The sequence below is a fragment of the Roseisolibacter sp. H3M3-2 genome, from assembly GCF_029211165.1.
Classification (GTDB): domain Bacteria; phylum Gemmatimonadota; class Gemmatimonadetes; order Gemmatimonadales; family Gemmatimonadaceae; genus Roseisolibacter.
Genome location: NZ_JARGEK010000140.1, coordinates 1 through 11244, shown reverse-complemented (window position 1 = coordinate 11244; position 11244 = coordinate 1). Strand labels below are relative to the sequence as shown.

The 11244-nt window shown below is 75.9% G+C and carries 9 protein-coding genes and 1 pseudogene; 5 read left to right on the top strand and 5 right to left on the bottom strand.

Annotated features, from left to right (window positions below):
• A partial coding sequence (locus PYV61_RS12875) for an ABC transporter substrate-binding protein (RefSeq protein WP_275832111.1) occupies nt 1–968 on the bottom strand: 968 nt, incomplete at its 3' end.
• Nucleotides 969–1100: 132 nt separating this feature from the next.
• On the opposite strand from PYV61_RS12875, the gene PYV61_RS12870 reads away from it, so the two are divergent.
• Nucleotides 1101–2096: an ABC transporter permease gene (locus PYV61_RS12870; RefSeq protein WP_275832109.1), complete on the top strand. Its 996-nt coding sequence runs from the start codon at nt 1101–1103 to the stop codon at nt 2094–2096.
• Entirely contained in the window at nt 2093–2941 is an 849-nt protein-coding gene (locus tag PYV61_RS12865) for an ABC transporter permease (RefSeq protein ID WP_275832107.1), read from the top strand. Before PYV61_RS12870 ends, PYV61_RS12865 begins: the two co-directional genes overlap by 4 nt.
• Before the next feature lie 12 nt (nt 2942–2953).
• Here the strand turns inward: PYV61_RS12865 and PYV61_RS12860 are convergent, their stop codons facing one another.
• Entirely contained in the window at nt 2954–5620 is a 2667-nt protein-coding gene (locus PYV61_RS12860) for a glycoside hydrolase family 38 C-terminal domain-containing protein (RefSeq protein ID WP_275832105.1), read from the bottom strand.
• A gap of 24 nt (nt 5621–5644) precedes the next feature.
• The gene (locus PYV61_RS12855; protein ID WP_275832102.1) at nt 5645–6172 is read right to left on the bottom strand and encodes a hypothetical protein; all 528 of its coding nucleotides are present in this window, start codon (nt 6170–6172) and stop codon (nt 5645–5647) included.
• A gap of 96 nt (nt 6173–6268) precedes the next feature.
• Here PYV61_RS12855 and PYV61_RS12850 point away from each other — a divergent pair, with 96 nt between their 5' ends.
• Nucleotides 6269–6907, top strand: a complete 639-nt coding sequence (locus tag PYV61_RS12850; protein ID WP_275832101.1) for a VTT domain-containing protein — start codon at nt 6269–6271, stop codon at nt 6905–6907.
• 178 nt (nt 6908–7085) lie between these two features.
• Nucleotides 7086–7700 carry a superoxide dismutase gene (locus PYV61_RS12845; RefSeq protein WP_275832100.1) on the top strand — a complete coding sequence of 205 codons (615 nt, stop codon included), beginning with the start codon at nt 7086–7088 and terminating at the stop codon, nt 7698–7700.
• Between the two features lie 28 nt (nt 7701–7728).
• Here the strand turns inward: PYV61_RS12845 and PYV61_RS12840 are convergent, their stop codons facing one another.
• Together PYV61_RS12840 and speA are read right to left on the bottom strand one after the other, a co-directional pair.
• On the bottom strand, nt 7729–8481 hold the full coding sequence (locus PYV61_RS12840; RefSeq protein ID WP_275832098.1) for a YIP1 family protein: 753 nt from the start codon (nt 8479–8481) through the stop codon (nt 7729–7731).
• The gene (gene speA / locus PYV61_RS12835) at nt 8481–10442 is read right to left on the bottom strand and encodes a biosynthetic arginine decarboxylase (RefSeq protein ID WP_275832096.1); all 1962 of its coding nucleotides are present in this window, start codon (nt 10440–10442) and stop codon (nt 8481–8483) included. Before speA ends, PYV61_RS12840 begins: the two co-directional genes overlap by 1 nt.
• A 70-nt stretch (nt 10443–10512) precedes the next feature.
• Here speA and PYV61_RS12830 point away from each other — a divergent pair.
• Nucleotides 10513–11244 (top strand): annotated as a pseudogene (locus PYV61_RS12830) (hypothetical protein); the annotation flags it as partial.

Below are 11244 nucleotides of genomic sequence, written 5' to 3'. Positions count from 1 at the left end.
CGCCAGCCGGGCGCGTCGAGCAGCGCGTCGGCGACGGCGGCGTCGGGCGCCGGCGCGGCGGCGGTGTCGAGCGCGAGGGGGTTGTCGGGCGGCACCGCGCCCGCGGCCGGCGTCGCGTAGCCGGCCAGCGCCGCGTCCACGACCCGCCGGCGGTCGAGCGCGAGCGAGAAGGCGCGGCGCACGCGCACGTCGTCGAACGGGGCGCGTGCGGCGTTGAAGATCAGCGCGGTCGAGAAGGTCACCGGGTACGACAGCACCCGCAGCGCCGGGTCGCGCGCCACCAGCGACGCCATCGTCGGCGCGATGCCGGCCACGTCGAGCTCCCCGCTCACGAGCCCCGCGAACTTGGTCGTCGGCTCGTCCACCACGGCGACGACGAGGCGGCGCATGCGCGGCGGGCCGCCCATGCTCGCCGGGAAGTCCGGGTTGCGCTCCAGCACCCAGCGCGCGTTCGGCGTGCGCGACACGAATCGGAAGGGCCCGTTGCCGACCGGCGCGCGCTCGTAGGCCGCCTGCCGGAGCCCGGCGCGCGGCACCCCGGCCAGCAGGTGCCGCGGCACGATCGGCAGCTCGCACAGCACCCCCGGGAGCGCCGGCTGCGGGGCGGCGAAGCGGAGCACGAGCGTCGTGTCGTCGGCGGCCGTGACCGTGCGCAGCGACGACAGGTCGGCCGCGCGCGCGAACCCCACCGCCGGGTCCCGCGCCAGCGCGAGGGTGAACGCCGCGTCGTGCGCGGTCGTCGGGACGCCGTCGTGCCAGCGGAGCGACGGGTCGAGGCGCAGGGTGAGCGTCGCGCCGCCGTCGCTCCACGCCCAGCTCCGTGCGTAGTACGGCGCGGGGGCCAGCGTCGAGTCCCAGCGCGCCAGCGTCACCAGCAGGGCGTGCCGCTGCACCTGCCGCGACAGCGGGTGCACCGTGACCAGCGGGTTGGGCGACTCGAGGTCGGCGCCCGACGCGTAGACGGCCACGTCTGTTGGGCGGGGCGGCGGCGCGCGGGTAGCCGCGGCGGCGGCGAGTGCGGCCGCGAGCACTGCGGTGCGCCCGACGACGCGACCGCCGCCCCGGGTTGCGTCCGCGCGTCCCGGTGCGATCATCGTCGGGTGCCCGCCCTGCTCCGCCGCCTCGGCGCCGCCGCCGCGCTCCTTTGGCTCGTCGTCACGCTCACGTTCCTGCTGGTCCGCGCCGCCCCCGGCGACCCGGCGGCGCTGCTGCTCCCCCCGACCGCCGACGCCGCCGACGAGGCGCGGCTGCGCGCGTCGCTCGGTCTGGACCGGCCGGTCGCGGTGCAATATGCGCGGTGGGTCGGGGCGACGCTGCGCGGCGACCTCGGGACCAGCTTCGCGCAGGGTCGCCCGGTCGCCACCATCCTCGCCGAGGCGCTGCCGCCCACGCTGGCGCTCGGCGGCGCGTCGCTCGCGCTCAGCTACCTGCTCGGCGTCGCGCTCGGGACGCTCCAGGCCGTGCTGCGCGCGCGCGGCGACCGGCGCGGCCGCGCGGCCGACGACGCGCTGACCGTGGTGAGCACGGCCGCCTACGCGGCGCCCAGCTTCTGGGTCGCGCTCGGCGCGATCGCCCTGTTCACGGCCGGCGCGTCGCGCTGGGGCTTCCCGGCGGCGCTGCGCCTGCCGGCGTTCGGCGCCGCCGACCCGGCCGGGCAGCTCGCAGGGTGGGCCGCGTTCGCCGACCGGGTGCGCCACGCGATCCTCCCGGTCTCCGTCCTCGCACTCGTGGGAGCGGCCGGCGTCGCGCGCTACGCCCGCACGGCGGTGGCCGACGCGCTGGCCGGCGACTTCGTGCGCACCGCGCGCGCGAAGGGACTCGCCCCGGGGGCAGTGTTCGGACGGCACGCGCTGGCCGTCGCGCTGCCGCCGCTCGTCGTGCTGCTGGCGCTCTCGCTCCCCGGCGTGGTGGCGGGGTCGGTGTTCGTCGAGAGCGTCTTCGCATGGCCGGGAATGGGACGCGCGATGGTGCAGGCCATCTCCGCCCGCGACTACCCGGTGATCCTCGGCGCGACCGTGCTCTATGCGGCGCTCACCATCGGCGCGAACCTGGCCGCCGACCTCGTGCTGCCCCGCCTCGATCCGCGGCGCCGGTGAACGCGCGCGTCCGCGTCCCCCTGCTCTTCCTCGGCGCGCTCGCCCTCGCGGCGATCGTCGGGCCGATGCTCGCGCACGACCCGTCGGCGATCGGCGACGTGCTCGCGACGCGGCTGCTCCCGCCGGGCGCCACCGACGCCGCCGGCCAGTGGCACCCGCTCGGCACCGACCGCTTCGGGCGCGACCTCCTCGCACGCACGCTGGCGGCGGCGCGGCTCTCGCTCGCCGTCGGCGTCGCCGGCTCGGTGCTCTCCGGCGCGCTCGGCACGGCGCTCGGCGCGTGGGCGGCGTGGCGCGGCGGCGCGGTGGACCTGACGGTGACCGCGGTGGCCGACGCGCTGCTCGCGGTGCCGCGCATCGTGCTCCTGCTCGTCGTCGCCGCGCTCTGGGGCCCCGGCGTCGGCACCACCGTCGGAGTGCTGGCCGCCACCGGATGGATGGGCGTCGCGCGCCTGGTCCGCGCCGAGGCGCTCGGCGTGCGGCGGCGCGACTTCGTGGACGGCGCGCGCGCGCTCGGCGCGTCGGACGCGCGCCTGCTCTGGCGCCACGTCGTCCCCAACGCGCTCGGCGCCGCGCTGGTCGCCACGTCGCTCGGCGTAGGCAACGCCATCCTGCTGGAGAGCGGCCTCTCCTTCCTCGGCCTCGGCATCCAGCCGCCGGCGCCGAGCTGGGGGAACCTGATCGCGGGCGGACGGGAGCTGATCGTCACCGCGCCCTGGGTCGCGCTGGTGCCGGGCGTCGCGCTGGTGGCGACGGTGCTCGCCTGCACCCTGCTCGGCGACGCGGTGCGCGACCGGCGCGCCGGCGAGAGCGGGACGGCGCGGCTGCTGGCCGAACGCGCGTGACGCGCCGGCGCGTCAGCGCCGCACGACGACCGTGACGACGGCGCGCCGCGCGGCCTGGAAGCGCACGCGGCTCCCGCCGCCGTCGGGCTCGATCGTCAGGGGCGACAGCGGCGTGCCGTCCATGCGGGCGAGCCACGCCTCGCGCAGCGGCCCGCCCACCAGCCACGCGCCCTCGGTCGGCGCCTCCTCGACGTTCACGCAGCGGAGCGCGACCGCGCCGTCGTCGGTGGGGAGCGCCGCCGAGAACGCGAGCCCGTCCCCCTCGAGCTCGAGCCGCGGCCCGGCCGCGAGCGGCTCCACCGCGTCGCGGCGCGTCGTGCCGACCAGCGGCAGGAGGACGTCGTCGGCAAGCCGCTCGACCAGCGACGCCGTGCCGGCGCCCCACGGCGCGTGGACGGCCAGCGCGAGCGCCGCCTCGAACGGCCCGAGGCACTGCGCCTCCGGGGTCGGCACCGGCCACCCCGCGTTCCCCGGACGCTCCGGCAGGTCGGGGCGCGACAGCTCCCCGACGGCGCGCACCAGCGTCACCAGTAGCCGCCCGTCGGCCGCCGCCTCGTACTCGGCGAGGCCGTCCGAGACGAGCGTGGCCGCGTGCGCGCCGCCGCCGCAGCTCACCCAGCGGTGCAGCGGCGCGGTGGGCGGCGGCGTCTCCATCGCGCGATCCTCGGGCGACACCTCGAGCGGCGCGCGGCGCACGGGGCCGAACGCGGCGTCCGCGCGCACGTCGGGCGAGGCGATGCCCGTGCGGAAGGCGACGCGCAGGCGGTGGTCGCGCGCCCGGTTCTCGCCGCGCACCGCGACCCGCACCCAGTCGGCGCCGGCGTCGAGGGAGACGACCACCTCGATCGGCAGCTCGACGTGCCCGCGCCCCGCGCGCGTCGGCCGCGAGAAGCCGTCGTCGGCCGGGAGCAGCGCGGCGGGGACGCGCATGCGGAAGTCGAGCGCGATCGCGCCGCGCAGCGGGCCGCGGTGCGCGAGGCGCGCGCTGACGCACCACAGCGTCGTGCGCGCCGCGCCGACCGGCGACGCCGTGTACGTGTCGCCCGCGTCGCCGACGTCCTCGAAGCCGAGGCAGTCGTCGAGCGTGACGCCGGCGCCCTCGAACCGCACCCGGAGGTGGCCGCGCGCGTCCGCCTCGACCGTCACGCGGCCGTTCGACAGGCGGAGGTTCTCCGCCGACACGGGCGCCGGCGGCGCCGCGTCCAGCGCCGGCGAGGCGACCGCGTAGCCTGGGAGCGGCGGCACCCACGCCAGCGCGCGCGCCTCGTCCACCAGGTCGTCGTCGGGGTAGTGGCGCGCCGACTCCAGGCGGTCGTGGCGCCGCAGGCGCTCGAGCAGCTGCACGCCGGCGGGAAGCGGCGCGTGACCCTCGTGCACCGGGCGCCACGCGCGCGCCGAGCCGGGGCCGACGCCGACGTCGCGCACCTTGCCGAGCAGCGACAGCTCGGCCACCCCGCCCCGCGGCCGCGCGGCGCGGTTGCGCACCTCGACCCGCGACGCCCAGGCGTCGCGCCGCGCGCGGGCCTCGACCGCGTCGTGCCCGGTCAGCGCCGCCAGCAGGTCGTCGCGCAGCACGCGCGCCTGCGCGTCGGTGTCGTCGAGGCGCGCGTCCATCGCCCGCGCCACCTCGTCGGTGGAGCAGCCGCAGAGGGTGTCGTGCGGCAGGCAGCGCAGGAGCGGGCGCCACGCGGCGTGCAGCAGCGCCGCGTCCGAACCGCCCTCCCGCCCCGCCAGCCGCGCCAGCGCCAGCCACGGCTCGACGTCGCGCACCAGCCGGCGTGTGGCGCCCGCCACGCGGCGCTTCTGCGCGGCGCGCGTCCCGAACGTCCCCTGCAGCGTCCAGGTGTACCCGTACGAGTCGCGCAGCTCCCCCGCGACGATCGGCATCCCGCGGCCGTTCGCCGCGTCGCGCACGCGGGCCGCGAGCCCGGCGAGCGTGGTGACCGCGACCCGGGACGGCGCGGCGGCGCGTCCGAGCGCCGCGACCGCGTCGACCCAGCGCTCCTGGCGCGCGTGGTGGTCGGCGCCGTTCAGCACGAGGAGGAACTCGAGCCGAGCCCGCGGCGCGAGCACCGCGTGCATCGCCGCCCACCGCGCGCGCGCGCCGGCGTCGTCCGGCGGCAGGCGCGAGCCGAACTCGTAGCCGTCGGGCGGCAGGTGCAGCAACGGGACCGCGCTGCCGTCGGGCCCCTGCCACCACGCCGCGTCGCCGGCGGGCCAGCGCGCGCCGCCGTACCCGCGCCACACCACCGCGACGGTGAAGCCGAAGCCGGCCGCGAGCGTCGGCGTCGCGGCCGCGTGCCCGAACGCGTCCGGGGAGTAGAGCACGGGCGGCGCGGCCGCGCCCAGCGCCGCCAGCGCGCGGCGCCCCGCCAGCAGGTTGCGCACGTGCGCCTCGCCCGCTGGGATCAGCTGGTCGGCCAGCACGTACCACGGCCCCGCCTCCAGCCGCCCGCTCCGCAGCGCCGCGACGAGGTCGTCGCGCCGCTCGGGGCGCACGGCGAGGTAGTCCTCCAGCACCACCGCCTGCCCGTCGAGCAGGAAGGGGGCGTCGTCGGCCGCGTCGAGCCGCTCGTCCACAAGCGCCACCAGCCGCTGCCGGAAGCGGCCGAGCGGGTGGTACCACTCGCGGTCCCAGTGCGTGTGCGGGACCAGCAGGACGTCGGGGGCGCTCGCCACGGCGGCAAGCTAGCGCCGCCGCGCCTACTCCGGGTGCTGCTCCGGCGCGTCGCCGAGGGCCCGGCGGGGGAGCGCGGTCGGCCGGTACGCGTCGGCGTCGCGCCGGACCGGCACCTCGACCGCGGGCGCGGGCGGCGGCGCCGTCGGGTGCGCGACCTGCCGCCCGAGCAGCACGCGCGTCGCCCGCACGTCGTGGCCGATGTCGATCAGCAGCGTGGCCAGGTCGCCGGCGCCCCACAGCACGCCGGCGACGACGATCAGGCGGCTCGCCTCGGTAATCAGCGTCCGCAGCGACCCGATCCCCTCGGAGTAGACCCCGACCCCGACCTCGGCGACCAGGAGCACGAGGAGCAGGATCGCGATCAGGCGGAAGAGCTTCGACAGGTAGCCGAGCCCCGTGTACGGCTCGATGTCGGTCGCGCGCACCTGGTGGAGCGGGTCGAGGCCGCCCTTCCGGTGGTCCCGGTCCTCGAGGCGCGCCTGGAGGTGGGCCGCGTCGGTCGGGTCGGCCACCGCGCCGGCGCTCGCGGCCTGCGGGTCGAGGGGGGTCACGACGGCCTCCTGGCGGCGGTGGCGGCGGCGATTGCGTGGGATGCCGGACCCGTCGAGCTTTCGGCTCCCGCGATCCGTCCCTCCCCGCCGCCCTGCATGAACGTCTTCACCGAGCTCTTCGACCGGCTCCGCGACCTCCCCGCGCTCGTGCAGTGGGCGGGATACGTGGGCATGTTCGCGATCATCTTCACGGAGACCGGGCTCTTCTTCGGCTTCTTCCTGCCGGGGGACTCGCTGCTGGTGACGGCCGGGCTGCTGATCTCGCAGGGGCTGCCGCTCGACCTGGTGACGCTCGGCTCGCTGCTGACCTTCGCCGCCGTCGCCGGCGACACGCTGAGCTACTGGATCGGGCGGACCTCGGGCCCCCGCCTGTTCGCGCGCGAGGACTCGCTCCTCTTCAAGCGCAAGCACCTGCTGCGGGCCGCCGAGTTCTACGAGAAGCACGGCGCGAAGACCATCGTGCTTGCGCGATTCATGCCGATCGTCCGCACCTTCGCCCCCGTCGTCGCGGGCGCCGCGGCGATGAACTACCGGCGCTTCTGGATCTACAACCTGTTCGGCGGCGTGCTCTGGATCTGGTCGATGCTGCTGACCGGCTACTTCCTGGGCAGCCGCTTCCCCGCCGTCGGGAAGCACCTGGAGAAGGTGATCCTGATCGTGATCTTCCTCTCCATCCTGCCGGGGATCATCGCCTGGCTGCGGGAGCGCCGCGCCACCCAGCGCCCCGCGAACTGAGGCACGTCGGCGTCATACGCACGGTCCGGGCCGGCTGTGCCCGGACTTCGTGTCCTCCGGCACGCGTTTGGCCACGTCCGCGGCCCCGGATAGATTCGCGGCGCGCGCGGGCCACCCGCCCGGCGCGCGCGACGCAGGCTGACCGCAGGCCGACCCCGAGCCGTTCGGAGATCCTCGCATGCCCCACACGCTTCCGCCGCTGCCGTACGCCCCCGACGCGCTCGAGCCGCACGTCGACGCGCAGACGATGCAGATCCACCACGGCAAGCACCACCAGGCGTACGTCACCAACCTCAACGCCGCGCTCGAGAAGGCCCCCGAGCTCGCCGACCGCCCGCTGGAGCAGCTCCTCGCCGACCTGAACGCGGTCCCCGAGGCGGTCCGCGGCCCGGTGCGCAACAACGGCGGCGGGCACTGGAACCACTCGCTGTTCTGGCAGCTCATGGCCCCGAACGCCGGCGGCGAGCCGGGCGACGCGCTCGGCCAGGCGATCACGCAGGGCTTCGGCGACTTCGCCAAGTTCCGCGAGCAGTTCAAGGCCGCCGCCGTCGGCCGCTTCGGCTCGGGGTGGGCGTGGCTGGTCCGGAAGGGCGACGGCCTCGCCATCACCAGCTCCCCCAACCAGGACAACCCGCTGATGGAGGGGACGAAGCCGGGCGACGTGCTGCTCGGCCTCGACGTCTGGGAGCACGCGTACTACCTGAAGTACCAGAACCGCCGGCCGGACTACATCGACGCCTGGTGGAACGTCGTGAACTGGGGCGAGGTCGCGAAGCGCCACGGGCAGCGCTGACGCCGCCCGCGTCCGCGGCGGCCCGTGCTCACCCCATGGCCGCCGCGGCGCGCAGCCCGCTCAGCACCGCCCAGAGCGTGGCCGCGCCCCACACCATCGCCGCGACGCCCCAGCCCTTCGCCCGCGTCGTGCGCGCCATGACGGCGACGCCGATCCCCAGCAGGACGGTCGTCCAGAGCGTGAACAGGTCGAACCGCGACAGCACGCCCACCAGCAGGGGCGAGGCGTCGCGCGGCAGCAGCAGGACCGGCCCCGCCAGCGCGCCCTGCAGCGGCGGCAGGTCGTTGGCGTCCTTGACCGCCAGCACGCCCGCCGCGACCAGCGTCCCGAGCAGCCGCGGCACCTGCGCGTAGGTCGCGATCGTCGCCGCCTGGCCGAAGCTCACCGGGGCGCCCCCGAGCCGCGACGCGCCGAACAGCAGCGCGCCGACCACGAGGACGAGGATCGGCTGCCCGACCACCGCGCCGACCGGCGCCAGGACGCTGCCGAAGCGCTCCATCGTGGCCTGCGCCCCGGCCCGCTGCTCCTCGGTCATGTTCGGGTTCTGCGCCCGCATCGCCTCGACCTGCGCGTCCATGAGGCGGTCGAACATCGGCGCCAGGAGCGGGCGGGTGGCGAAGAAGATCGCCGCCGTCAGCGCCGACAGGATGAGCAGCGCCATGCCGAAGCGCCCGTCGCGGCGCCGCGCGTACACCGCCGACGGCTGGGTGAAGACGTCGACGAAGTCCTCCCAGACGGCGGCGGGCTTCTCGGGCGCGGCGGCGGCGGTGCTCTCGGTCATCAGCGGGCGGCCTCCCCCTCCAGGTAGGTGTACCCCTCCAACCCCGCCACGAACTCGGCGACGAACTGGTTCGCCTCGCTCCGCTGCAGCCCCTTGGCGGCATTCACCTTACGGCGCCAGGTCGCCAGCAGCGCCGAGGCGCCGAACTGCACGTAGTTGAGCACCTCGGTCACCGTGTCGCCGTGCACCAGGTCGGTGATCTCGTAGCCGCGGTCGCTGAGTTGGATGTGCACCGCGTTCGTGTCGCCGAACAGGTTGTGCAGGTCGCCCAGGATCTCCTGGTACGCGCCGGTGAGGAAGATCCCCAGCACGTAGTCGTCGCCGTCGCGGAACGGGTGCAGCTCGAGCGACGGGCGCCCGTTCTTGTCGCCGACGAACCGGTCGATCTTGCCGTCGGAGTCGCACGTCACGTCCTGCAGCGTGCCGCGGCGCACCGGCTCCTCGTCCAGCCGGTGGATCGGCATGATCGGGAAGAGCTGGTCGATCGCCCAGTTGTCCGGGAGCGACTGGAAGAGCGAGAAGTTGCAGAAGTACCGGTCGACCAGCGTCGCGTCGAGCTCCGTGATGATCTCCTCGTACTCGTCGCGGTCGCCGTTCACCGCCTCGGAGATCCGGTTCATCAGCCCGAAGTACAGCTGCTCGGCGACCGCCAGCCCGCGCAGGTCGAGGACCCCGCTGTTGAACAGCTGCCGCGCGCGGTCCTTGTCGAAGCTCGCGTCGTGGTAGATCTCCAGCACCTTGCGGGGCGTCAGCCGCCCCTTCTTCATCGCGTTGACGTCCTCCATCATCTCGTGGAGGATCGCGTGGTCGTCGTCGGACAGCGCCGGCATCGGCGGCTCGGCCTGGCTCTCGACGTCGATCACCTTGACCAGCATGAGCGCGTGGTGCGCCGTCAGCGCGCGCCCGCTCTCGCTGATCAGGTGCGGCATCGGCACCTCGTTCTCGCGGCACGCCTCCGCCATCGTGTACACGACGTCGTTGGCGTACTCCTGGAGCGAGTAGTTCACGCTGGCGTTCGACTGCGACGAGCCGGTGCCGTCGTAGTCCACCCCGAGCCCGCCGCCGACGTCCACGTGCGTGACGTCGACGCCCATATGGCGCAGTTCCACGTAGAACCGCGCGATCTCCTGCAACCCCGCCTTGATGAAGCGGATGTCGGGGATCTGCGAGCCCAGGTGGAAGTGGATCAGCTTGATGATGTCGAGCCGCCCCTCCCCCTTGAGCCGGTCGATCAGCTTGACCAGCTGCGCCACGTTGAGGCCGAACTTCGACTTCTCGCCCGCGCTCTGCGCCCACCGGCCCGCGCTCTCGGTCGCCAGCTTGATGCGCACGCCGATCGTCGGCGTCACCTGCAGCTCCTCGGCGACCTCCAGCAGCACGTCGACCTCGGACAGCTGCTCGATCACGATGAACACGCGGTGCCCGACCTTCTGCCCCATGAGGGCGAGCCGCATGAACTCGTGGTCCTTGTAGCCGTTGCAGACGATCAGGTGGTCGGTGCTCTCGGAGAGCGCCAGCACCGCCTGCAGCTCGGGCTTCGACCCGCACTCCAGCCCCACGCCGTACGGCTGGCCGTACTCGACGATCTCCTCGACGACGTGGCGCTGCTGGTTGACCTTGATCGGGTAGACGGTCGTGTAGCCGCCCGTGTACTCGTACTCGGCGACCGCGGCGCGGAAGCGCTCGCTCAGCTGCTCGATGCGCGAGCGCAGGATGTCGGAGAAGCGCAGCAGCACCGGCAGCGCGACGCCCTGCTCCTCGAGGTCGCGCGCGAGGTCGAGCAGGTCTAGCTCGCGGTCGGGGTGCCGGCGGTCGGGGCGCACGACGACGCGCCCCCGCTCGTTGATGTCGAAGTAGCCGGCGCCCCACCCCTCGATGTTGTAGAGCGAGCGCGCGGCCTCGATGCTCCACGCCGGCTGGGCGGTCGCGGAGTCCTTCGTCTGCGGGGTGCTAGTCGCCATGGGGCAAGAACTTAGGGAGTCGCGGACGCGGTCGGTACCGGCGCCCGGGGCGGGCGCCTAGCTTGGCGCCATGCGCATGCCGTGCCTCCCCGTCCGCCCGGCCGCCGACGCCGCGCTCGCGCTCACCGGCGCCTGCGCGCGCGGCCCCGCCGCCCTGGCGCCGCTCCCGCTGCGCGCCGACTCGGTGGCCACGACCGCGGTCGCCGACGGGGTCCGACTGCACCGCCTGCGCTTCGCCGCCGGCCCGCAGGTGGCGCACGTGCTGGAGGTCGACCGCGCCGCCTGCTGGACGCTGCGGGCGCACAAGACGGGCGACGGCGCGGTCGGCCGCGCCGGCGCGCTGGCGCTGGCGCGCGCGCTCGCCGCCGCCGGCGCCGACGTGGCGGGCGGCGTGAACGCGGACTTCTTCCTCTTCGCGCCCCCCGGCGTGCCGCAGGGCGCCCACGTCGCCGACGGACTCGTCGTCGCCGGCCCCGCCGCGCGCCCGGTGCTCGCCCTCGACTCCGCGGGCGGCGTCTTCATGGGCGAGCTGCGCGCCGAGGGCGAGGTGCGCGCCGGCGCGGCGACGCTCCCCCTCGACGCGTGGAACCGCGGCAGCGCGCGCGGCGTCGCCCTCTTCGACCGCGCCTGGGGCGAGCGGACCGACAGCCTCCCCGGGCGCGTCCTCGTCCGCCTGCGCCTCCTCGGCGACGCCCGCGCGGCGTCGCTTGCCGGCGTGGTGGAGGCGGTCGACTCGGGGAGCGTCGCCGTGCTCGCCGACGGCGTCGCCGTCCTCGCCGCCGGCGCGGCCGCGCCCGCGTCC

Excerpts from the sequence above, each read along its gene's own strand:
- PYV61_RS12845 (WP_275832100.1), top strand. The coding sequence starts at position 7,086 with ATGCCCCACACGCTTCCGCCGCTGCCGTACGCCCCCGACGCGCTCGAG.
- PYV61_RS12850 (WP_275832101.1), top strand. The coding sequence starts at position 6,269 with ATGAACGTCTTCACCGAGCTCTTCGACCGGCTCCGCGACCTCCCCGCG.
- speA (WP_275832096.1), bottom strand. The coding sequence starts at position 10,442 with ATGGCGACTAGCACCCCGCAGACGAAGGACTCCGCGACCGCCCAGCCG.
- PYV61_RS12840 (WP_275832098.1), bottom strand. The coding sequence starts at position 8,481 with ATGACCGAGAGCACCGCCGCCGCCGCGCCCGAGAAGCCCGCCGCCGTC.